Annotated in this window: 20 protein-coding genes; 11 read left to right on the top strand and 9 right to left on the bottom strand. The window is 69.2% G+C overall.

Annotated features, from left to right (window positions below; translation table 11 throughout):
* Positions 1-71: 71 nt before the first annotated feature.
* Positions 72-467, bottom strand: a complete 396-nt coding sequence (locus ACWD10_RS36460; RefSeq protein ID WP_451097999.1) for a hypothetical protein — start codon at positions 465-467, stop codon at positions 72-74.
* Positions 468-630: 163 nt separating this feature from the next.
* Between ACWD10_RS36460 and ACWD10_RS36455 the strand changes: the two genes are divergently transcribed.
* The 3 genes from ACWD10_RS36455 to ACWD10_RS36445 all read left to right on the top strand — a co-directional run bounded on the left by ACWD10_RS36455 (position 631) and on the right by ACWD10_RS36445 (position 2,591).
* Entirely contained in the window at positions 631-1,056 is a 426-nt protein-coding gene (locus tag ACWD10_RS36455; protein WP_451097998.1) for a DnaJ family domain-containing protein, read from the top strand.
* Between the two features lie 84 nt (positions 1,057-1,140).
* Positions 1,141-1,461, top strand: a complete 321-nt coding sequence (locus ACWD10_RS36450) for an antibiotic biosynthesis monooxygenase family protein (RefSeq protein WP_451097997.1) — start codon at positions 1,141-1,143, stop codon at positions 1,459-1,461.
* 212 nt (positions 1,462-1,673) lie between these two features.
* Positions 1,674-2,591 carry an aminoglycoside phosphotransferase family protein gene (locus ACWD10_RS36445; RefSeq protein ID WP_451097996.1) on the top strand — a complete coding sequence of 306 codons (918 nt, stop codon included), beginning with the start codon at positions 1,674-1,676 and terminating at the stop codon, positions 2,589-2,591.
* A gap of 85 nt (positions 2,592-2,676) precedes the next feature.
* On the opposite strand, the gene ACWD10_RS36440 is transcribed toward ACWD10_RS36445, so the two are convergent.
* Both ACWD10_RS36440 and ACWD10_RS36435 read right to left on the bottom strand, forming a co-directional pair.
* Positions 2,677-3,597 carry a GIY-YIG nuclease family protein gene (locus ACWD10_RS36440; RefSeq protein WP_451097995.1) on the bottom strand — a complete coding sequence of 307 codons (921 nt, stop codon included), beginning with the start codon at positions 3,595-3,597 and terminating at the stop codon, positions 2,677-2,679.
* A 157-nt stretch (positions 3,598-3,754) separates the two neighbouring features.
* Complete coding sequence (locus tag ACWD10_RS36435) at positions 3,755-5,050, bottom strand: sporulation protein (RefSeq protein ID WP_451098013.1); 1,296 nt, start codon at positions 5,048-5,050, stop codon at positions 3,755-3,757.
* 117 nt (positions 5,051-5,167) lie between these two features.
* Between ACWD10_RS36435 and ACWD10_RS36430 the strand changes: the two genes are divergently transcribed.
* Positions 5,168-5,722, top strand: coding sequence for an ATP-binding protein (locus tag ACWD10_RS36430; protein ID WP_451097994.1), 555 nt, complete (start codon positions 5,168-5,170; stop codon positions 5,720-5,722).
* Between the two features lie 535 nt (positions 5,723-6,257).
* On the opposite strand, the gene ACWD10_RS36425 is transcribed toward ACWD10_RS36430, so the two are convergent.
* Positions 6,258-7,673 (bottom strand): helix-turn-helix domain-containing protein, encoded by a 1,416-nt coding sequence (locus ACWD10_RS36425; protein ID WP_451097993.1) that lies wholly within the window; start codon positions 7,671-7,673, stop codon positions 6,258-6,260.
* A 504-nt stretch (positions 7,674-8,177) separates the two neighbouring features.
* On the opposite strand from ACWD10_RS36425, the gene ACWD10_RS36420 reads away from it, so the two are divergent.
* Positions 8,178-8,492, top strand: a complete 315-nt coding sequence (locus ACWD10_RS36420) for a GNAT family N-acetyltransferase (protein ID WP_451097992.1) — start codon at positions 8,178-8,180, stop codon at positions 8,490-8,492.
* 33 nt (positions 8,493-8,525) lie between these two features.
* Here ACWD10_RS36420 and ACWD10_RS36415 read toward each other — a convergent pair whose 3' ends face one another.
* Entirely contained in the window at positions 8,526-10,583 is a 2,058-nt protein-coding gene (locus ACWD10_RS36415) for a DHA2 family efflux MFS transporter permease subunit (protein ID WP_451097991.1), read from the bottom strand.
* Between the two features lie 246 nt (positions 10,584-10,829).
* On the opposite strand from ACWD10_RS36415, the gene ACWD10_RS36410 reads away from it, so the two are divergent.
* A complete protein-coding gene (locus ACWD10_RS36410) occupies positions 10,830-11,765 on the top strand; it encodes a peptidoglycan-binding domain-containing protein (RefSeq protein ID WP_451097990.1) in 936 nt (311 codons plus the stop codon).
* Between the two features lie 88 nt (positions 11,766-11,853).
* On the opposite strand, the gene ACWD10_RS36405 is transcribed toward ACWD10_RS36410, so the two are convergent.
* Both ACWD10_RS36405 and ACWD10_RS36400 read right to left on the bottom strand, forming a co-directional pair.
* On the bottom strand, positions 11,854-12,549 hold the full coding sequence (locus ACWD10_RS36405) for an HAD-IA family hydrolase (RefSeq protein ID WP_451097989.1): 696 nt from the start codon (positions 12,547-12,549) through the stop codon (positions 11,854-11,856).
* Positions 12,550-12,721: 172 nt separating this feature from the next.
* The gene (locus ACWD10_RS36400) at positions 12,722-13,285 is read right to left on the bottom strand and encodes a TMEM165/GDT1 family protein (protein WP_451098012.1); all 564 of its coding nucleotides are present in this window, start codon (positions 13,283-13,285) and stop codon (positions 12,722-12,724) included.
* 528 nt (positions 13,286-13,813) lie between these two features.
* Here ACWD10_RS36400 and ACWD10_RS36395 point away from each other — a divergent pair.
* The 4 genes from ACWD10_RS36395 to ACWD10_RS36380 all read left to right on the top strand — a co-directional run bounded on the left by ACWD10_RS36395 (position 13,814) and on the right by ACWD10_RS36380 (position 19,199).
* Positions 13,814-14,506: an HNH endonuclease family protein gene (locus ACWD10_RS36395; RefSeq protein WP_451097988.1), complete on the top strand. Its 693-nt coding sequence runs from the start codon at positions 13,814-13,816 to the stop codon at positions 14,504-14,506.
* A 181-nt stretch (positions 14,507-14,687) separates the two neighbouring features.
* The gene (locus ACWD10_RS36390) at positions 14,688-16,364 is read left to right on the top strand and encodes a DUF7800 domain-containing protein (RefSeq protein ID WP_451097987.1); all 1,677 of its coding nucleotides are present in this window, start codon (positions 14,688-14,690) and stop codon (positions 16,362-16,364) included.
* Between the two features lie 239 nt (positions 16,365-16,603).
* Positions 16,604-18,652, top strand: a complete 2,049-nt coding sequence (locus ACWD10_RS36385) for an FAD/NAD(P)-binding protein (protein ID WP_451098011.1) — start codon at positions 16,604-16,606, stop codon at positions 18,650-18,652.
* Positions 18,653-18,719: 67 nt separating this feature from the next.
* Positions 18,720-19,199 (top strand): DoxX family protein, encoded by a 480-nt coding sequence (locus tag ACWD10_RS36380; protein ID WP_451097986.1) that lies wholly within the window; start codon positions 18,720-18,722, stop codon positions 19,197-19,199.
* On the opposite strand, the gene ACWD10_RS36375 is transcribed toward ACWD10_RS36380, so the two are convergent.
* Complete coding sequence (locus tag ACWD10_RS36375; RefSeq protein ID WP_451098010.1) at positions 19,171-19,719, bottom strand: superoxide dismutase family protein; 549 nt, start codon at positions 19,717-19,719, stop codon at positions 19,171-19,173. The genes ACWD10_RS36380 and ACWD10_RS36375 overlap by 29 nt on opposite strands.
* Before the next feature lie 328 nt (positions 19,720-20,047).
* Between ACWD10_RS36375 and ACWD10_RS36370 the strand changes: the two genes are divergently transcribed.
* A complete protein-coding gene (locus ACWD10_RS36370) occupies positions 20,048-20,707 on the top strand; it encodes a DedA family protein (protein WP_451097985.1) in 660 nt (219 codons plus the stop codon).
* 42 nt (positions 20,708-20,749) lie between these two features.
* Here the strand turns inward: ACWD10_RS36370 and ACWD10_RS36365 are convergent, their stop codons facing one another.
* Positions 20,750-20,980: a DUF2277 domain-containing protein gene (locus tag ACWD10_RS36365; protein ID WP_451097984.1), complete on the bottom strand. Its 231-nt coding sequence runs from the start codon at positions 20,978-20,980 to the stop codon at positions 20,750-20,752.
* Between the last annotated feature and the right edge of the window lie 213 nt (positions 20,981-21,193).

The raw sequence follows: 21,193 nt of genomic DNA, 5'->3' as shown, positions 1-21,193 counted from the left end.
GCGAAGGCGGAGCGCGGGAGGAAGACGACGGCGGTGAACGCGGCGAAGCCCGACTTGCGGGCCGGCGTCCGCTAAACGTCGTGATCGAAGCCCACGTTGACCCTGCGTGGGCCCGTCCGGTCCTGGATGACGACTTCGCCGGAACCGCCCTTCGGCAGCGGCTCACTGCCGCCGTACGTCAGCGCGTGTGTGCCCCCGTCGGTCACCAGGCGCACCTCCGACGACGGGTCCGGCTGCGAGCCGCGCAGCCAGGTGACGCGCCACGACGTACCGTCCGGCTCGCAGCGGAACTCCAGGTGGACCCGGGACACGAACAGCCAGTCCTCGGGCGGCGAGAGACGGCACGCGGCTCGGTCCCGGCCGACGCGCAGCACCGCGCCCGGCTCGCTCTCCGCGTCGGCCATCAGCATGCCCGCCGTCGCTCCGGAATCCGTCTCGGCCACCGCGGCCATGGTCAACTCGAGCACATGCGCTCCTTCACATCGCGTAGTTGGGGCGCGGTGGGGGCGCGCGGGCGCATTTTAGAGCGCGCGTCCCGGTCCCGTACGTGACGGGGTGCGCACCCCTCGTACGCACCGGAGTTGTCCACAGGCTCCTGCGACGCGCGGACCGGTTTGCGAGACTGGAGGTATGACCGAGCGCAAGCCCGCAGGTGTCAGCTTCGAGTCCTGGGTCGACAAGCAGATCCGCGAGGCGGAGGAACGCGGCGCGTTCGCGTCCTTGCCGGGCGCGGGCGAGCCACTGCCGGACAAGGACCAGCCGTACGACGAACTCTGGTGGATCAAGCGCAAGATGGCGCGCGAGGGCGTCTCGCTACTGCCCCCGACGCTCGCCCTGCGCAAGGAGGCGGAGCACGCCCGCGCCGCGGCCGCCGCGGCCCCCTCGGAGAGCGCGGTCCGCCGCATCGTGACGGACCTCAACGCCAAGATCCGCACCGCCCTCCGCAATCCCCCACCGGGCCCCCCGCTCGGCCTCACCCCGCTCGACCCGGAGGAGATCGTCCACGACTGGCGGGAGCGCCGGGCCGACGGCGACAGCGAGGGAGCCGGCGCCTAGGGCCCTGGGTGTCTCCGGCGTTCCCGCCCCCAGGCGGCCTGCGCTTACGCGTCCCAGAGGGGCCCGTACGAGAGGATGGGCCGCATGAGCATCGTGAAGATCAACGTGCTGACCGTTCCCGCTGAGCAGCGGGAAACCCTTGAGAAGCGCTTCTCCTCCCGCGCGGGCGCCGTCGAGAGCTCGGACGGCTTCGAGTGGTTCGAACTTCTCCGCCCGATCGAGGGCACTGACGATTACCTGGTGTACACGCGGTGGCGCGACGAGGAGTCGTTCCAGGCATGGATGGAAGGCCCCATGAAGTCAGCGCACCAGGGCGGTGACGACCGGCCGAAGCCTGCCGCTAGCGGGTCCACTGTGTGGTCCTTCGAGGTCGTGCAGCAGGCAGCGCCCAAGGGTGCCGCCTGACGCCTCGGCGGAGGTGGAGTGGGTCTGAGCCTCGAAATTCCCGCGAGAGCGCCGTGTCCGGAAGATCCCTGTGAGGGTCGTCCGGGCACAGCTCCCCCTCGTTTCGCGGGGCTGCTCCCGATACGGTCGGAGCCGTGTCCGGCGTGCGTCGGGTTGGTCACCCGTGGGCGTGCGCCGGTTGATCGCGCGCGACTAGGGGAGCTGGTACGGGCATGTCGGTTGACGCTGCTCGGGGATCGGGCGAGGGGTTCACGTCGGCGGGCGCTTGGCGGGCGCTGGCCGCCGCGTGCCGGGTGGCTGGGCTCGATGATGGAGGGGCGGAGCTGATCCGCTTCGGGGAGAACGCTCTGTTCCGGCTGGCCTCGGTATCCGTGATCGTGCGTGTGGGGCGTGGGGAGGCGTGGTTTCCCCGGGCTCGCAAAGAGGTCGCCGTCTCGCGCTGGCTGGTCGCTGAGGGGTTTCCGGCGTCCCGGGTCGTTGAGGACCTGGAGCAGCCGCTCTTGATCGACGGGCATCCAGTGACCTTCTGGCATCTGATCGTCGAGGGGGACCGAAAGGCGACGTACGGGGAACTCGGCGGCATGCTGCGGGATCTGCACGCACTGGCAGTGCCGGACGGGCTCGACCTCCCGGCGTACGAGCCCTTCGACAAGGCGGAGCTGCGGCTTGAGCGGGCCACGATCCCAGAGGACGACAAGGTGTTCTTGCGGAAGCGGGAGCGGGAACTCCGGGACAAGTACGCGGAGTTGGTTTTCGAGACCCCCAAGGGGCCCGTGCACGGCGACGCTCACGTTCAGAACCTCATGGTGGACGAGCGCGGGCGCGTGATCCTGATCGACTTCGAGGGGTTCTGCTTCGATCGTCCGGAGTGGGATCTCATGGTCACCTCTGTGGAGCATCACAGCTTGGGGTGGCAGACCGGCGAGCAGTACGCGGACTTCGTGGCCGCGTACGGCCGGGACCTGTACGCCTGGCCGGGTTACGAGACGCTGCGAGGCTTGCAGGAGTTCAGCATGACGACGTGGCTCATGCAGAACGTTCAGGAGAGTGCTGACGTGGCTGCGGAGTACGGTCGTCGCATCGCGGCACTGAGGGACCACCGTGCGCCGCGCGATTGGCAGCCATGGTAGACGGCACCACGTAGTGCTGAACTAGCCCCCGCTGCGCTCTGGCGGGGGCTACTCCGCTCGGTGGTCCGGGGCGTAACTCGCGAGCCTACGACTGGTGTTCGTCGTCTTCGTAGAAGTACCGGGATGGCTGTCCGGCCTTGCGAATCTCCGCTTCTAGTCTCTCTACGGTCTCCGCAACCACGTTCGCGGGGTCACCAAGCGAGGTGAGGTCGAACCATTCGCCGCGGATGCGGTATTCGTCAAGCTCGCGATGCACAGCGTTCTCCAGCGCCCGAGTGCCCTCACGCTGCCAGACGACAGTGATCTTCCCCGGGCTTCCGGTCTGCAGAGCCAGGGCTCGCTGGCGCGGGGACAGCGCTACGCCGATCTTGATGGGGTCTACGCCTTCGCACGCCATGACGTACACAGAAGTACGTCGTTCCTTCGGAACGCTGCCGCCTCGGGTGGGCCGGGGGCGGGGGATCCGGCCCTGTTCTTGGAGGTCTCGGGTCTGGCCGGCTGCTGTTGCCTTCTGCTGCTTGGTCAAGCGGCCGAGGATCTCAGGTGTCTGCTCGTACTCAGCCCTGATCCAACCGTTTACTAGGCCTGCGGCATAAGCCGCATCAGAAGTCATCGGAAAGGTGTTGGGAAACCGGCGGCTATCGGCCCAGGCGTCACTGGCCATGACGGACTTGTTGTAGACGTATGTTTCCGGGTTGAAGTCCTTCAATTGCTCGTAGAGTGCCTTAATGTCGGCTTGCGTCCGCTGGACTCGCTTCTCGCGGTTCTTGAGCTCCCTGCGTTTACCGGGAGTTGGTTGGGACTGAAGCAGCACCAGGAGATCTTCCAGGTGTTCTAGCTCGTTCACCGTCTCGTCGTAGCCGTCGAGTTCGGCGGGGCCTTCCTGGGAGAGCAGATATCCCTTCCGGTAGCCGATCCAGTATGAGCCAAGGAGGTTAACCTTGAGCTCGATGTTGAGGACGGCGATTGCAGTTCGCGGATCTCTCACGCTGACCTTTCTGCTCAACCCCAGATCGCTTCTGGGGCTGTTCCGTCCGTGTGGGATAAAGGTAGTTGGAGGGTCTGACAGTTCACATCGAGAACAGGCACCGACGACCGCCTACGCAGCGTCGCGGTGATTCGCGCCGTAGGGCACACATAGGAGTCGGGTCCTGGTGGGGCAGCTACTCGTCGTCTTCCAGCCGAGCCAAGGCGTCGTGCACCCTCTCGTTGAAGGCAGTCACGGCTGGATTCTCCGAGTACGCGTTGACCTCGGCTTGGAAGTCGGTGACGTACCGCTGGAAGCGGGCGGACTGGAGGGTGTCGCCAGCGTCGACTGCCAAGCCCGCTGTGCTTACTGCGGCTTCCAACTCGCCGTTGAGTAGCTGGCTCTGTGCGAGGACCATGCGGCAAAAACCCAGGGTGCGGGCGTACTTGGGGTCGGTGTCGTCCACTGCGCGCTGGGCGTGCTCGACGGATTCGCGGCGCATTTTAAGGTCGCGGAAGCAGTGGCACATCTCGCCCATGAGTTCCGCAGAGTCGAAGTAGTCGAGCCATTCGGGGTCGTCGGCCGTGTCGGCTCGTTCGAAGTGGCGCTCTGCGTCGTTCATCGCCCGACCCGCGCCGACCAGGTCGCTCGCGTTGGACAGGGCACGGGCCTCCATTGCCGAGTAGTTCGCCATGGCCCGGGGCGTGGCTCGGCCCTTGGCGCCCTCGACCGCCGCGCGGGCGAGCTGGATTGCCTGGGTGTGGTTGCCTAAGTAGTTGGCCTGATGGCTCAGATTGCCGAGGATGCGGGCGCCGAACATGCGGTCGTCGATCACCTGCGAGAGGCGCAGTGTGGATGTGAGGTAGCGGTTGGCCAGGCGGTGGTTGCCGGTGTCGTAGGCCGTCCATGCGAGCAACTGAGAGACCTCGGCTGCCGCGCTGAACAGGGCGGTGCCTACCTTCTCGCTGTAGCTGGCGTTCACAAGTGGCAGGACTTCGTGGCGGAAGTAGTGGCGCAGGGCCCGGTGGCCGTGGCCGCCACCGTATTTGAAGTCGAGCTGCATGAAGGTGCCAGCGGCGTCCCTGATGGCGCGTACGTCGCGCATGCCGACGCGTTGGTGTTCGGACCTGTCGGCCTGGACGCCGTCCGGGCGGGCGATCATCCAGGACAGGATGGTGGAGCTCAAGTCGGCGTCAGGGACGATCAGTTCACCGGGCGATGGATTCTCGGCGCGCTCCTGGGCCAGACCGTCCAGCATCGACAACACGTCGGGGACGGTGCCCGGGTAGCTGACCGGTTCTGGCTTGCTTGAGCTTGAGTTGTCGAAGAAGCCAAGGTCGCCCGGGGTTATGCGGCGACCCAACTTGGCACTGAGTACGTCGGCCATGATCGCGGCCGTCTGGGACTGGATGCCCGCGCCATCCCGCCATCGCTGCACTGATACGTGCGTCGTACCGAGGCTCGTGCCGTGTTGCGGGGCTGCGTCCCGCATGCGCTTCGCGAGACCCTTGTTCGAGACCTTCGCCACCCGGCTGCGCCCTCCGCGCCGTTGACTGGTCATCACCAGACGGCGGGGCGCGAAACCCGCCGGGAGTCGGGAGGGAAAACGGTGAAGACGCGACGGAGCAAGCACTTAAGCAAGACTTCGGTGGTGCTCGTCCCGCACTCGCCTGAGTCCGCCGGGGCGGTACAGCAGTTCCGGGCGCTGACCGTGTTCGCGGAAGCGCCGGACGCTACGCGCGCCGCTCGGGACTTGGCGCGGTCGGCCCTGCTCGACTGGGAACTTCCGCACCTCGTCGAGGACGTGCGGTTGGCGGTGTCGGAGCTGGTCGGGAACGCCGTGCACCACGCGGTGCCCGATGACTGCCTGGCCCGCCCCGGGGTGCCGCGCCGGATCGACGTGACGCTGCGGAAGTGGCCGAAGTGGCTATTCCTGGGCGTGGCCGACGAGGACTCCATTCCGCCGACTCTCCCGGCCGGTGAGGTGTTCTCGCCGGAGCTGGTCGGCGGCCTCGCGGAAGCGGTGTTGCCGGATCACGGCCGTGGCCTGCTGCTCGTTCAGCAGCTCGCCGATGCGCTCTGGTGGGCACCCCAGGAAGCGGGCGGCAAAACGGTGTTCTGCCGCTTTGACCTCGACGGCGGGCATGCCGATAGCTCGTCGTAGAGGTCTCCGGGCCTTCGTCCCCTGCAAGCTCCCACGCGATCGGGAGTGTGATCGGGGTCCGGAGATCGGCCGGTCCTGACCCGACCGGCCAAGGGTGCGGCCCCGGCGGACGTCTGGGCTCTCTCCCGTGAGTGGGCCGCACCCGCACAACAACCCCATACCGAGACCGGGACACCCCATCAGCCCTGGAAAGCGAAGGATGGCCCCGCTAGGGGGACACGGCGGTCCCCGGTGCCTGGTGGTTCCGGGGCCGTCGTGCTGCATCTCTGCCCCGCCCGGCTCCGCCGGCCGCGCTGCCAACGGCGAGTCGATACGCTCCGGCGGTTCCGCCTGCCGGTTTCGGCCTTGGCCAGCCAGTACTACGGCCGGCTTTTCCGGCCAGTACCTCTTGCCTGTATCCGCGATGCTTCCGGCAGAACGCGATTCGTTCGCCAATGCTGAGGTGATCTCCGAGACCACGCATGTGGTGTTTGACTCCGCACGCTCGTTAACGACAGGGGCACGCGGTTACAGCTATTCCCGGCGATTACGCCGCCTAATGCTTACGGCCCTCGGCGAAGATCGCAGTCAGCTTGGACCCGTTTTGCACCCCGGTCGCAATACGCCCCCAACGCTTCCTCATCGCCGATCGTTCGACTTCAGGAATGGCGGCATACCATCTTTCGATCAGCGTTCGACACTCGCTCTCCATTCCTTCGACCATCAGGAAGTCCGCCACAGCCACTACGTCCTCCACGGGGCGCAGTCCGATCACGTGCAGCATTCGAACCAGAATGATGGTGTCACGCTCGACTTTCAACTTACGGAGCAGCCGGGCTACGAGCTGAACGTGCGCCGTTTCACTCCAGGACACCACGGCGACTCGGAGCACGCCGTACCGCGGCCCACCCCCCTTCCACCGTTCGTACAAATAGTCTAGATCGGCGGAAGACTTCGAGGAGGCCAGGTTGATTCCCAGTGATTGCCTCGCATCGTAGAACGACGACAGGGATTCCTGACTCAACATCATTTCCACGATATTCGCAGAGAATTCCGCTGATCTGAAGCGGATGGCGTCACGAATGAGCGTTTCCGCGTCGAGACGCCTCTTCATTCCGACGGTCAAAGACCATAGTTTGACGATATCCGGGGCAGAGTAGTGGGCAGCTGCCAATGAGAGCGTGCGGGCCGCGTCATGGTAACGCTGGTCGCTATAGCTTCGCTTTATCTCCTGTGCAGCCTCTTCCGGCGTCAAGGCGAATGACTGTTCACCCAACTCCTCCAGGTGTGCCGCAAGTTCCCGCTCGACTTCGAGGAGTCTCTCTTCCAGACGAGCACACTTCTCTTCGGCTCCGTGCTTGAGTTGGGTGACCTCCACCAACTGCTCCCTGAGTTCCTCTATTTCCCTTCGAAGACGCTCCTGCCCATTTTGGAGATGCTCGTTCTTTGTAGTCAGCTCAGTCGTCGCGAGTTCGCTTTGCTTTCGATCAGAGACCCAGTCGATGCGTAGTTGATGCATCTCACGGCGCGCTTCATCTGCCTCTGCCTCTCTTTCGTCCAGCAATAGCTCCAGAGCCTCTTGCTGTCGCTTCAGCTGTTTGATGACCCTGTGCGACCTGTCAAGTTCATCGCGCAGATGCTCCAGTTGGAACGATGCAGGGTCTGTCTTCTTAAGGGCTGCCAGCCTGAGAGACCGCAGCTGCGACCGCGTCTCAGGGGTCATAGGAGCTTGGCGGTGTCGTTCCAGCTCGCGCAACAGCCGATCGATGAAGTCCTGTGTAGCGACTCGTCTCCCGTTCAGGAACCGCGAGATGGTGCTCTTGTCCATTGTGATACGTGCCGCGTATTGCTGCTGAGGGATGCCGAGACCGTTGAACAGCGTTGTCAACTCAGTTGCAAGCGCTGCAACCTCTGGAAGGCAACTGACCTCAAGCTCAGTGAGTCGGCCTGCTGACCTGGAGAGTTCAGACACGCAGCCCTCTTTCCTTGACGACCTTCAATGCATCTCACTTGGCAACAGTTGCAATCTGCCGCAACTCGTCCTGCAGCCGTAGAACTTGACCACTGGACATGCAGGCAAGTCTGCTACGAGGGAGGCTAAGAGAGAGTGGAAAACTGGACATCGGCGATCGTTGAGGCAGGTGGAGTGCATCGGATCGCAGTGGTCGCGCTCGGGATCGTCCCGCTCTTGATGATCAGCATCGCGGCAGTGCCGGTTGTTACCGTTTTGCCCTTCTTTGGAAAGTCTGGCGCCTACCGTGCTGAGCGGATGGTCGGTCAGTTGATCACGTGGAACCGGGCTCTCCTCGCCGGTTCACGTCGGGGCCGATGAGCCCTCGCGGACCGAAGGTGGCCGGCACCCAAAGCATGAGCAGCTCTGGCGCGCGTACTACACCGAGGTCAGTGACCGCTGGTACGAGCGTGGGTACGCGGCATCGCCGAGGAGACCGGCGACCTGCTCCTGCCGCCCTCCGGGGTGCTGCTCGTCGCGCGGTACGGCGGGGTCGCGGCCGGTACCTCCGGGGTGCGGCGACTCGACGCGGACACGGCCGAGCTGGCCCGGGCGTTCCTCCGTGCGGAGCTGGGCGGCAAGGGCGGCGCGGGCGTCCTGATGGCGGCCGCCGAGGAGGCCGCGCGCGGGTTCGGCGCCGAGCGGATCGTCCTCGACACCCGCCTTGACCTGATCGAGGCACGGTCCCTGTATGTCCGGCACGGGTTCGCGGAGATCCTCGCCTACGGAGCGACACCGGGCCGTACAGCGAGATCTGGTACGGGGAAGAAGCTGCCGTAAGAGACCGGAGGCGGGGACGGCTCAGGTCTCGGATCATACGCCGACGTCGGGCCGGTGCCAGCGCCCCGAGCCACCCTCGTGCGGCCGTTCCTCGTCGGAGCCGGAGAGTTCCGCGCAGAGGGTCGCGACGAGTTCGTTGAGGTCGGTGGGGCGGTTCGGGTCCCACCAGTCGCCGAGCAGCTCGGCCAGGGACTCCTCGCGCGCCCGGGCAAGATCGGCCGCCACCTCCACGCCCCGGTCGGTGAGCATCAGGCTCAGGCCCTCGCGTCGGGCCAGGCCGCGCGCCTCGACCTGGATCTCCGCCGCCTGCACCACCGGCAGCGGAATATCCACGGACTCGGCGAGAATCCCGGGCTGGACGGTGCCGTGCCGCCGGATCCGCAGCACCAGCCAGCTGGCGGCGGGCAGCAGGTCGTACCCGGCCTGCTCGGTGATCTTCTCGTAGAGGTCGCGGCGGCCCTCGCGGGAGCTGAGCACCGACAGGGCGCGCAGCACCTCCTCGCGCGAGGACCGCTCCACCGGGTTGCTCGCCACCGTCTCGCTCAGCTCCGGCGCGGTGACCGAGCCGCGCAGCTTGTCCTCCTTGAGGAACCAGGTCAGCAGGAAGGCGAGCACGACGACCGGCGCCGCGTACAGGAAGACGTCCGTGATCGACGTGGAGTACGCGTGCAGCGCCACCGGCCGCAGCTCCGGCGGCAGCTCGGCGATGGCCCGCGGGTCGGCCTCGACCGCGGCGGCCGCGCCGGGCGGCGCCTGCCCGGCGAACGCGTCGACCAGCTTGTCGTCGAGGCGGCTGGTGAAGATGGTGCCGAAGACGGCGACGCCGAAGGACGCGCCGATGGAGCGGAAGAACGTGGCGCCCGACGTGGCCACGCCCAGGTCCTGGTACGACACGGCGTTCTGCACGATCAGCACGAGCACCTGCATGACCAGGCCGAGCCCGAGGCCGAACACGAAGAAGTACGCGCTCAGCTCGAAGTCGCCGGTGCCCTCCTTGAGTTGGTGCAGCAGGAGCAGCCCCACGGTGGTCACGGCGGTGCCGAGGACCGGGAAGACCTTCCAGCGCCCGGTCCGCGAGACGATCTGCCCGGAGGCGGTGGAGGCGAGGAAGAGGCCAAGCACCATGGGCAGCATGTGCACGCCGGACATGGTCGGCGAGACGCCGCGTACGACCTGCAGGAACGTCGGCAGGTAGGTCATTCCGCCGAACATCGCGAAGCCGATGACGAAGCTGATGGCCGCGGAGAGCGAGAACGTACGGATCGCGAACAGCTTCATCGGAAGGACCGGTTCGGCCGCCTTGCGCTCCACCGCCACGAAGGCGACGAGCAGGACGGCGCCGAGCACCGAGACGCCGACGACCTGCGCCGAACCCCACGCCCAGGTCTTGCCGCCGAGCGAGGCGACCAGGATCAGACAGGTGGCGACCGAGGCGATCAGGAAGGTGCCGAGGTAGTCGATGATGTGCCGCTGCCGACGGGCCGGGATGTGCAGGACGGCGGCGATGACGGCGAGGGCGACGAGGCCGATCGGCAGGTTGATGTAGAACACCCAGCGCCAGGAGAGGTGCTCCGTGAACACCCCGCCGAGCAGCGGTCCGAGCACGCTCGTGGTGCCGAAGACCGCGCCGAACAACCCTTGGTACTTGCCGCGCTCCCGGGGCGGCACGATGTCCCCGACGATCGCCATGGAGAGCACCATCAGGCCGCCGCCGCCCAGGCCCTGCACCGCCCGGAAGGCGATCAGCTGGGGCATGTTCTGCGCGATGCCGCAGAGCGCCGAGCCGATCAGGAAGATGACGATCGCGGCCTGGAAGAGTTTCTTCCGGCCGTACTGGTCACCGAGCTTGCCCCACAGGGGCGTGGCCGCGGTCGCGGCGAGCAGGTACGCGGTCACGACCCAGGACAGATGGCTCATGCCGCCGAGCTCGCTGACGATGGTCGGCAGCGCGGTCGCCACGATGGTCTGGTCAAGCGCGGCGATCAGCATGCCGAGCAGCAGGGCTCCGATGGAGACGAGCACCGCCCGCTGCGGATGCTCTTCGCCGGGTGCACCACCGGGTGCCGCGCGCTCGCCTATGTCCTGAGCCATCCGCGTGCCCTCCGTCCGCCCCGTCCCAGCAGACTCCTCCCTCCCATCGTGCGGGGTGAGGTCCGGGACGGCCTGTCGAGCTGGCGGGCACGCGCAGCGGGGCCCGCCCCCACCTCGGGGCCCGCCCCCACCCTGACGAGTGGCGCATTACCGTCGTGCGGGCCTCCAGGGACGTGCGGGGCCCCTGGGCCGACGGGTGCGGCGGCTGCATAATGCGCCGGAAGCGCGATGGAGGGGGACCCCAGAGTGAGCGCGCGGAGCTGCCCCGAATGCGGTACGCCCAGAGGCCCGGCCGCGGCGCCCGCCTGCGGCTGCGGCCGCCGGGTCGCCGACGCGGCCCTCGCGGCACGGTCGGCCGACGCGGCCGCGGCGGAGGATTTCGATCCGCTGCGTATACGTCCTTACGTGTCGCTGCCTGACGTATCAGGGCCCGAGGCATCGCCACCCGAGGCGGAGGACGTACAGAAGGACGTACGAGATACGCAGGAGGAGGTACGAGACAGGCAGGAGGACGTACAAGAGGACGTACCGCACCGCGAGCCCGTCTCCGAATCCGAGCCCGAGCCCGTCTCCGAACCCGAACCCGAGCCCGAACCCGCGCCCAACCCCGGCCGCGAGCCCCGCCGCCCCTCCCGCAAGGTCCTCCTCGCCACCGCAGGCACCGTGGCCGCCGTGGCCATCGCGGCCGCGGTGCTGCTCGCCCTCATCCAGGAACCCGGCGACCAGCGTGCGCTCTCCGACCGTAAGACCGGCGCTCCACTGACCCTCGGCCCGAGCACGCCACCCGACGCCATACGGAAGACCGCGCCACGGCCGACCGTGTCCCGCCGCAGCCCGAGCCCTGCCCCGACACGTTCCGTGGCCCCGCCTCCGCCGCCCACGACCCGCGCCCCGTCGACGCCGCCCACCGCCGTGGCCACCGGCTCTGTGTCCACGCCCACCCCGGAGCGCTCGGCGCCCCCGGTGCTGCGCGAGGGCGATACCGGCCCCGAGGTCGTGGAGCTGCAACTGCGCCTCGAACAGCTCTACTTGTACGCGGGTCCGGCGCACGGTCGCTACGACGTGATGGTCAGGGACGCGGTCCTGCGGTATCAGTACGCGGCCCAGATCGAGGGCGACGAGCCCGGCGTCTACGGCCCGGCCACCCGCAAATCTCTTGAGGCGGAAACGGAAGAACCGTAGAGAAGAGCCGTAGAAACGGCAGAACTGCAGAAGCGTCGGACTCCGACCGGCCCTATAGAGCCGGACGGCAAACCGGACGGCAAAAGCGTCAGACGCCAGCCGGAGCGATAACGAGACGAAACGTCCCGTCCTCCCCCGCCTCCACCCGTACCGACTCCAAATCCGCTACATGCGCAGTCGGTTCGAGAGCCGCAGCCCGCGGACCGACACCAAGGACCCGCATCCCGGCCGCGCGCCCCGCCGCGACGCCCGCCTCGGAGTCCTCGAGGACGATGCAGTCGGCCGGGTCGACGCCCAGTTCGGCGGCGCCCTTCAGGAAGCCCTCCGGGGCCGGCTTGCTGGCGCCGACGCTCTCCGCGGTGACCCGGATCCGCGGCATCGGCAGGCCCGCCGCGCCCATCCGGGCCCGGGCGAGGGCCGCGTCCGCCGAGGTGACCAGGGCGTGCGGCAGGTCGGCGATGGCCCGCAGGAAGGTGGGGGCGCCGACGATCGGAACGACGCCCTCGACGTCGGCGGTCTCCTGGGCGAGCATCTCGCGGTTCTCCGCGTAGTTCTCCTCCATGGGCCGCTCGGGCAGCAGCACCGCCATGGAGGCGTAGCCCTGTCGGCCGTGCACCACGGAGATGACGTACTCGAAGTCGAGGCCGTGCTTCGCGGACCAGCGGCGCCAGCAGCGCTCCACCACGGCGTCGGAGTTGACGAGCGTGCCGTCCATGTCGAGCAGCAGCGCGCGGGTGGTCAGGACAGCGGCGGTCTGGGCGGGCGAAGCGGGCGTGGCCGTCATCGGCGTGCTCCTGAACGGGGCCGGAGAAGAAACAAGCGGTCCCGCCCGCCGGTCAGGGGGAGCGGGCGAGGACCACTTTGTTCTTCCACGATACAAAACCTTTCGGGCAGTACGCCACCGCCCTGCCCGATTCCGGACCGCCCTCCCCCGGAGGGGCGCACGATTACGCAGGTCACGGCGCCACGGCCTCGTACAGACTGAATCCCGCGAGCGCCAGCATCACCATGGCCGCGACCTTGGTGATCAGCTTCAGGGGCACCCTCTTCATCAGGGTGCGGCCGCCGAGGATGCCGAGTCCGGCCACCGCCCAGAGCGCGAGCACCGCGCCGAGGCCGACCGAGAGCGGGTCGTCGTACCGGGCGGCGAGGTTGGCCGTCATGATCTGCGTGAGATCGCCGAACTCGGCGACCAGGATGAGCATGAAGCCCGCGCCCGAGACCTTCCAGAAGCTCTGGTTCTCAGGCTGCCTGACCCGCTCCTCGTCCTCGTCCTTCTTCATCAGGAGCAGCAGCGCCCCGCCCAGGAAGAGCACACCGGTCAGGGCCTGGAGGAGGCGGGCCGGCAGCAGCGTGAGCACGCTGCCCGCGGCGACGGCGAGCGCGACGTGCACCGCGAAGGCGGCGGCGACCCCGGCGAAGACGTACGAGGCGCGATAGCGGGTGCCCAGGACGAGACCGGCGAGCGCGGTCTTGTCCGGGAGTTCGGCGAGGAAGACGACGCCGAAGACGAGCGCCATGACGCTGAAGGTGATCAAGGTTCCTCAATCGGTCGGGCTGCCCGGCCGAGAGTTGCTTGAGCTGCGACACCTCGGCACGACAGCACTCGGCGCGTGTGCGGCTGCGACCGCACACACCTGTGCACTGCGTTGCCGAAGGTCTCGCTGGCGGGTCCGGCACGGTTGGCCGCGCCTGATCCGCTCCGGGCGCCGGCTCGGCTCGCGAGAGTCGCGGGCTGAGCAGTATGTCGACGGTCCGGCGAAGAGCTACTCCCCTTCTGCGCCGTCCATCGTACGTGACCATCCCGGAGGTCGTACGTGACCGCGCTCACCCCCACCACCGACACCCTTTGCCCCTGTTGCTGGTGACATGCGCTACATGCGCCCAACTCCCCTACGTGCACGTGGTTATGACGCACCGACAGAACTCTTGATGTGCACGCGCCACTGACGGGACCCTGTCACCTGGCGCTCACCCCACGGAAACCCCGGGGCGCCAGCATGGCTTGGCCCAAGCGGCCAACATCCCCCCACATCAAGGGAGTTCGCATGTCAGGTGTCTACGCGCGTAGGGCTCATCGACGTACCACTCACCGAGGCAGCCGCCGCACCACCCGCCACCTCGGCGCCCTCGCCGGTGTGGCCGGACTCATAGCGACCGCCGCCCTTCTGTCCGGCTCGCCCGCGCAGGCCGCCCCGCCGACCCCGGTCGACGCGGCCACCGCCCGCGCCTACCTCGCCGAGCTCACCGAGCAGGCCGAGGGCTCCTCGGACGGCTACAGCCGGGACAAGTTCCCGCACTGGAGCAGCCAGGAGGGCAACTGCAACACCCGCGAGGTCGTGCTCAAGCGCGACGGCAAGGACGTGGAGCAGGACAACAGCTGCGCGGCCGTCTCCGGCAGCTGGTACTCCGAGTACGACGGCGAGACCTGGACCCAGGCGTCCGACGTCGACATCGACCACATCGTGCCGCTCTCCGAGGCCTGGACGTCCGGCGCGAGCGGCTGGACCACCGACGAGCGCGAAGGCTTCGCGAACGACCTGACCCGCCCGCAGCTGATCGCCGTCACCGACAACGTCAATCAGTCGAAGGGCGACAAGGATCCGGCGGAATGGATGCCGCCGACGTCCTCGTACCACTGCGTGTACGCGCGGATGTGGGTGCAGACGAAGCACCACTACGACATGACCGTGGACTCCGCGGAGAAGAACGCCCTGGAGTCGACGCTGAACGGCTGCTGAGCCTCTCCGGCTCCGGTTCTTCCATAGGGGCCGTTCTTCAGTCACGGCCGTTCTTGAGTAGCGACCGATTCCAGCGGCCGGTACTCCAGTAGCGGCCGGTTCTTCAGGAACGAGCGGCCGGAACACACGCGCTCACCTCCGTCGTTCCGTACCGTACGGGGCGACGGAGGAGAGTGATCGTATGACCCGGCTGCGCCTGGGGCCGCTACTGCGGTACGTCGACGAGTCGTCCGCGACCGTCTGGATCGAGGCCGACCGGCCCTGCACGGCCGAAGTGCGGTGCGCGGACGGCGCGGGCGGCACGGCGCACACCTTCCAGGTGTCCGGCCACCATTACGCACTGATTCCGGTAACCGGTCTGACTCCGGGCACAACCACGACGTACGAAGTACGGCTCGACAACGCCCGCGTCTGGCCGCTGCCCGCCGCAGGCTCGTCGGCCTTTCCGCCCTCAGCAATCCACACCCCGGCCGGTCCCGACGCGGAGCTGCGGATCTCCTTCGGGTCCTGCCGCTGGGCCATCTCGCCGACCGGCGAGCGCGACCCGATGGGCCCGGACACCCTGGACACCCTGGCCGTACGACTCGCCGCCACGCCGGAGGCCGAGCGGCCGGACGTCCTGCTGCTCCTCGGTGACCAGGTGTACGCGGACCAGACCTCGAAGGCGACCAAGCGCTGGCTCGCCACCCGCCGCGACCTGCGCGAACCGCCGGGCGACCAGGTCGCGGACTACGAGGAGTACACCCACCTCTACTACGAGTCCTGGCTCGACCCCGAGGTGCGCTGGCTGCTCTCCACCGTGCCCAGCTGCATGATCTTCGACGACCACGACATCATCGACGACTGGAACACCTCCGCCGCCTGGCTCGCCGAGATGCGCGAAACCGGCTGGTGGCAGGAGCGGCTGATCAGCGGCCTGATGTCGTACTGGGTCTATCAGCACCTGGGCAATCTGGCGCCCGCCGAGCTCGCCGCCGACCCGACGTACAAGGAGGTGTGCGCCGTCCCGGACGGCACCGACGCGCTGCGCGCCTTCGCCACCGCGGCCGACCACGACCCGGGCAGCTGCCGCTGGAGCTACCGCCGGGACTTCGGCCGGGTCCGGCTGCTCATGGTGGACACCCGCGCCGGGCGGGTGCTCGACGAGTCGCGGCGCGCGATGGTCGACGCCAAGGAGTGGGGCTGGCTGCGCGAGCAGGCCCTCGACGCGCCCGGCTCCTGCGACCACCTGCTCATCGGTACGTCGCTGCCGTGGCTCCTGCCCCACCTGGTGCACGACGCCGAAGGCTGGAACGCCGCGCTCGCCCGCGGCGTACGCGGCCCGCGCTGGGCCCGGTTCGCCGAAGACCTGCGCAGACGCAGCGACTTGGAGCACTGGCCGGCGTTCCCGGAGTCGTTCGCGGCGCTGACCGAGCTGATCGCGGAGGCGGGTGAGGGCCCGGGAGCACCGGCGTCGGTGTGTGTGCTCTCCGGGGACGTGCACCACGCGTATGTCGCGGAGCCGACCTGGCCGGAGGGTTCCGGTCCGAGCGCCCGGGTGCTCCAGCTGACCTGCTCGCCCATGCACAACACCATTCACACGGCGGTCAAGTGGGGATTCCGCTTCGGCTGGAGCCGGGCCGGGCGTGCGCTCGGGCGACGGTTCGCCCGGCATGCCCGGACCCGGGCGGACGCCGCGCTCAGCTGGCGCCGGACGGGCGGCCCCTGGTTCGGCAACCACCTGATGACGCTCACCCTGCGCGGGCGCACCGCGCGGCTCCGGATGGACCGGGCCGAGCCGCTGCGGGGCGGCGGCGGCCGGATGCGTACGGTGACGGAATCGACCGTCTCCGACGGCCGCACCGCGGGCGGCGCGTGATCCAGCCCACACCGGCGGCCGATCCGCCGCCCAGGGCTTCGGCTGGGGGAATTCCGACGGCATGATGAGGCGGACCGTCCGCCTCCAGAGCCGCATCGACCCATCGCCCCTCTCCCCGCACACACCGCCCAGGAGCCGCATCCGTGCCCGCGACGAACGCCTCGCCCGCTCCTGCCGAGTTCGCCGCTGCCCCGGGGGGCTCCGCCGCCGAGGGTGCCGCCGAGTTCGCCGTCGCGCTGGTGGGCGCGGGACCGCGCGGCACCAGCGTCCTGGAGCGCCTCTGCGCCTCGGCCGAGTCGCTGCTCCCGCCCGGCGCCCGGCTCACCGTCCATGTGATCGACCCGGCGCCGCCGGGCGCGGGCCGGGTGTGGCGCCCCGAGCAGTCCGGGGAGCTCCTGATGAACACGGTGGCGTCGCAGGTCACCCTGTTCACGGACCCGAGCGTCGACTGTGCCGGGCCGATCCGCCCGGGCCCGAGCCTGTACGAGTGGGCCGCCGAGCACAGCGACGCAGACGGCGCAGACCAGATAGGCCCGGACGAGTACCCGACCCGGGCCCTGTACGGCCGCTACCTGGAGTGGGTCTTCGCGGACGTGGTGCGCCGCGCGCCCGCCCGCGTACGCATCGAGACCCACCGCACCCGGGCGATACGCCTGACCGACGAGAGCGCGTCGGCCGCACCCGACACCACGCCCCCGGACCCGACGGGCGCCCTCCAGACCCTCCTCCTCGCCGACGGCCGCGAGTTGACCGGGCTCTGTGCCGTGGTCCTCGCCCAGGGCCATCTGCCCGCCGTCGGCGGCCCGGAGCAGCGGCGGCTCGCCGCGCACGCGGAGCGGCACGGCCTGCGCTACTTCCCTCCCGCCAACCCGGCCGACCTGGACCTCTCCGTGCTCGCCCCCGGCGCCCCGGTGCTGCTGCGCGGGCTCGGCCTCAACTTCTTCGACCACATGGCCCTGCTGACCTCGGGCCGGGGCGGCCGCTTCGTGCCCGCCGAGCGGGACGGGCGGGACGGCGACGGGGCGGGTGGCCTGCGTTATCTGCCCTCGGGGCGGGAGCCGCGGCTCTTCGCGGGCTCGCGGCGCGGCATTCCGTACCAGGCCAGGGGCGACAACGCGAAGGGCCCGTACGGGCGGCACGAGCCGCTGCTGCTCACCGGCGAGGTGATCGAGCGGTTCCGGAAGCGGGCGGACGAGGGCGATCCGCCGGACTTCCTGGACGAGATATGGCCGTTGGTCGCCAAGGAGGTCGAGACGGTCTATTACGAGGCCCTGCTCGCCCGCCGTACGACAACGCCCCGGCCGCATCACGCGGACGGAACGCCCCGGCCGCCGGAGAACCGATTCCGCGACACCTTCCGCGACCGCTTCCTCGCCGCCCCGCACCGGACCCCCGAAGAGGCCCTGGTCCTGGACGAGTTCGGGATCGCACCCGCCGACCGCTGGTCCTGGGACCGCATCTCCCGCCCGTACCGCACCACTGGCTTCGAAGGCACCGCCGACTTCCGCCGCTGGCTGGCCGACTATCTGCGCGAGGACGCCGCGCAGGCCGCACTCGGCAATGTCGAGGGTCCGGTCAAGGCGGCCCTGGACGTGCTGCGCGACGTACGCAACGAGGTCCGTCTGATCGTCGACCACGGCGGCATCCGCGGCGCCTCGCGCCGCGAGCACCTGGACCGCTGGTACACCCCGCTCAACGCGTTTCTGTCGATCGGCCCGCCCCGCCGCCGTATCGAGGAGATGGCCGCGCTCCTGGAGGCGGGTGTCCTTGAGGTGGTGGGCCCGCGGATGCGGGTGCGCGCGGAGGACGGTGCGTTCGTGGCCGAGTCACCGCTTGTGCCGGGCTCGATGGTGCGGGCCGGAGCCCTCATCGAGGCGCGGCTTCCGGAACCGGACCTGCGGCGTACCGGGGACGAACTGCTCGCCCGGCTGCTCAAGACCGGCGAGTGCCGCCCGCATGTCGTCGACGGGTACGAGACCGGCGGCCTGGACGTCACGCCGCGCCCGTACCACCTCATCGACCGCCAGAACCAGCCCCATATGCGACGGTTCGCGTTCGGCGTTCCTACAGAAGGAGTGCACTGGGTGACCGCCGCCGGGGCCAGGCCGGGCGTCGACTCGGTGACGCTCTCGGACGCCGACGCGGTGGCCCGTGCGGCGCTGCGGACCATCGCCGGGACGGGCGCCCGGACGGGCTCCGGAACCGGCTCCCGGGAGGGCGGCGAAGCGGAAGCGGAGCAACCAGAATGCACCACACAGCTAAATGTTGAACTTGCAAGTATCGATTAGGCCCGCCTAACCTGTGGACTCCGATCGGTTTCCGTCCTCAAACCGACCCCTCAAGGAGCCCCCACACATGACTGGACGACTCAACACCGCCCAGCCCTACGTCATCGGCCTGTTCCGGATCGTCGCGGGCCTGCTCTTCGCCTGCCACGGCGCCCAGAAGCTGCTCGGCGCCCTCGGCGGCGTCGACGGCAACGGCGCCACGCCTCCGCTCGGCACCTGGCCCCACTGGTACGCGGGCGTGATCGAGCTGGTCGGCGGCGGGCTGCTGATCCTCGGCCTCGGCACCCGCTTCGTCGCGTTCATCGCCTCGGGTTCGATGGCCTACGCGTACTTCAAGATGCACCAGCCCGGCGGCCTGTGGCCGGTCGAGAACGGCGGCGAGGCCGCCGCGCTCTTCTGCTGGGCCTTCTTCCTGCTGGTCTTCACCGGTTCCGGCGCCTTCGGGCTCGACCGGCTCTTCGAGCGGCGTGGCACGGCCGGTGCCGCCGACACCCCCGCCGACGGCACCGCCCGCGACCTCACAGCCGCGGAGCAAACGGCACGGTGAAGCAGGCCAACCGGTCTCCTGCACCGCCCTGTTCGCGGTGCAGGATGACCGAGGCCGCCTCTCCGGCCCTGAAACCCCACTCGTGGTGCGCTTCGGCGTGCCCATTGCCGCCCCCGTCGGCGGTGAAATCCAGCCACACTTCGTTGTCCGGATTCAGGTACGCCGGATCCTCCGAGGGCTGGTTCGGGTCCACGCGGTTCTGATAATGGGAGCCCGCGTCCTCGGGCTTGGTGCCGCACGGCTTCTGGTGCACGTGCACGCCGTACGCGTAGCCCGGTTTCATGCCCGACACGTCCAGCTTCACCGTCGTGCCGCGCCGGTCGGTGTACTGCATCACCCTGATCTTCGACCCCGCGGGCACCAGGCCCATCTCGTACGTCTTGGCCGGTGACTCCACCATGGCCGACGGCGGCGCGAACTCCCCCGCCACCCGCACCCCGTAGGACTCCGCGGGTCCCGGGCTACCGCTCCCGGCCAGCATCGCCGTGGCGAGCGCCCCGGCGAACATCCCTGTGACCATCACGACACACACTCCTCGTCCGAGCCGGACCTCATCACTCCTACCGGCTCACGCCTCTGTTCGTGGCCTGTCCCGTTCCTGCATAGCCTGTCCCGCTCTCGTTCGTACGGGACCACGGCGTCGCCTGCCGCGCGGAGCGGGCAGCCGGGTGAACCGGCATCGATGCGAGGCGTGCCCCGGCCGCGGTTGGCCCGAACCCCGGGCGTACGCTGTACAGCTGTCTGAAGCCGCCCCAGCCGCTCCCCTGCGACGTCGCGGCGTTGTGCAGGAATGACCGGGAGACACGGTGTTCGAAATGGCGGGGGCATCGCTGGGTCCGCTCGAGCCCATGGGTTCTCCGGGATCGCTCGACTCTCTGGGATCGCTCGACTCCCTGGGATCGCTGACCGGAAGTCCGTGGATCTACGCCGTCGTGGCGCTCTCGATCCTCTTCGACGTCTTCCTGCCGGTGCTGCCCAGCGGCCTCCTGGTGATCACCGCGGCGACCGCGGCGGCGGCCGGTTCCGGAGCCGCCGGGGGTCCGATGACGCAGCAGGTCCCCGACATCCTGGTGCTCGGCCTGTGCGCCGCGACCGCCTCGGTCCTCGGCGACCTGTTCGCGTACCGCCTGGCCCGACGCGGCGGCGACCGTCTGGACCGCGCGCTCGCCCGCTCCCGCCGCCTCCGTATGGCGCAGGAACGTCTCGGCACCGCGCTCGCCCGCGGCGGCGGCATCCTCGTCGTGATCGCGCGCTTCGCACCCGCGGGCCGCTCCGTCGTCTCCTTCGGCGCGGGCGCCGCACACCGTCGCATCCGTGAGTTCCTGCCCTGGTCGCTGCTCGCGGGCGTGACCTGGGCGGCGTACAGCGTGGGCCTCGGCTACTTCGGCGGCCAGTGGCTGGGCGCCACCTGGCTGGCGACGGCGGTGTCCTTGCTCGCGCTGGTCGGGGCGGGTGTGGCGGCGGTGTACCTGGTACGACGGCAGCCGCGGGGGACGACGGGGGCGTGACGCCGGGCCTTCAGCGGCGGGCGGCGGGCGCGGTCGGTCGGGTCAGCGGGGCGTGCGCACCCCGCCCCTGCGCACCTCGAGCGAGTCGAGCAGCTCCTGGGTGGCCGCCGCCACCGCGTCCACGGCCCGGTCGAACACCTCTTGGTTGTGCGCCGCCGGGGCGCGGAACCCGGAGACCTTCCGCACGTACTGCAGAGCGGCGGCGCGGATCTCCTCCTCCGTGGCCTTCTCGGGGAGCGCGGGCGGACGAAGCGTCTTGATGCTGCGGCACATGCCCCCAGTCTGGCCTCCGCCCGGACACCCGGCCAAGGCCCTGTCGTCGGACTCCCGTCGTCGCCCGAAGGCGCCGGTTCGGACGGGTACGAGAAGAGCCGGTCCAGGCGGGTCCGGTGGTCACCGGGCCACGCTCCAGTTTGAACCCGGGGTCGGCGTCGAGGGCGAGCCGGGCGTCGAGCTCGTCCCAGATGCGTGCGTCCGGCCAGTCGG

It is taken from the genome of Streptomyces sp. NPDC002851 (assembly GCF_053591935.1).
The sequence above is the reverse complement of the archived record's forward strand: the minus strand, read 5'-3'. Positions and strand labels throughout refer to the sequence as shown.

Excerpts from the sequence above, each read along its gene's own strand:
- ACWD10_RS36455 (WP_451097998.1), top strand. The coding sequence starts at position 631 with ATGACCGAGCGCAAGCCCGCAGGTGTCAGCTTCGAGTCCTGGGTCGAC.
- ACWD10_RS36450 (WP_451097997.1), top strand. The coding sequence starts at position 1,141 with ATGAGCATCGTGAAGATCAACGTGCTGACCGTTCCCGCTGAGCAGCGG.
- ACWD10_RS36445 (WP_451097996.1), top strand. The coding sequence starts at position 1,674 with ATGTCGGTTGACGCTGCTCGGGGATCGGGCGAGGGGTTCACGTCGGCG.
- ACWD10_RS36435 (WP_451098013.1), bottom strand. The coding sequence starts at position 5,050 with ATGCGGGACGCAGCCCCGCAACACGGCACGAGCCTCGGTACGACGCAC.
- ACWD10_RS36415 (WP_451097991.1), bottom strand. The coding sequence starts at position 10,583 with ATGGCTCAGGACATAGGCGAGCGCGCGGCACCCGGTGGTGCACCCGGC.
- ACWD10_RS36405 (WP_451097989.1), bottom strand. The coding sequence starts at position 12,549 with ATGACGGCCACGCCCGCTTCGCCCGCCCAGACCGCCGCTGTCCTGACC.
- ACWD10_RS36400 (WP_451098012.1), bottom strand. The coding sequence starts at position 13,285 with ATGGCGCTCGTCTTCGGCGTCGTCTTCCTCGCCGAACTCCCGGACAAG.
- ACWD10_RS36395 (WP_451097988.1), top strand. The coding sequence starts at position 13,814 with ATGTCAGGTGTCTACGCGCGTAGGGCTCATCGACGTACCACTCACCGA.
- ACWD10_RS36390 (WP_451097987.1), top strand. The coding sequence starts at position 14,688 with ATGACCCGGCTGCGCCTGGGGCCGCTACTGCGGTACGTCGACGAGTCG.
- ACWD10_RS36380 (WP_451097986.1), top strand. The coding sequence starts at position 18,720 with ATGACTGGACGACTCAACACCGCCCAGCCCTACGTCATCGGCCTGTTC.
- ACWD10_RS36375 (WP_451098010.1), bottom strand. The coding sequence starts at position 19,719 with ATGGTCACAGGGATGTTCGCCGGGGCGCTCGCCACGGCGATGCTGGCC.
- ACWD10_RS36370 (WP_451097985.1), top strand. The coding sequence starts at position 20,048 with ATGGGTTCTCCGGGATCGCTCGACTCTCTGGGATCGCTCGACTCCCTG.
- ACWD10_RS36365 (WP_451097984.1), bottom strand. The coding sequence starts at position 20,980 with ATGTGCCGCAGCATCAAGACGCTTCGTCCGCCCGCGCTCCCCGAGAAG.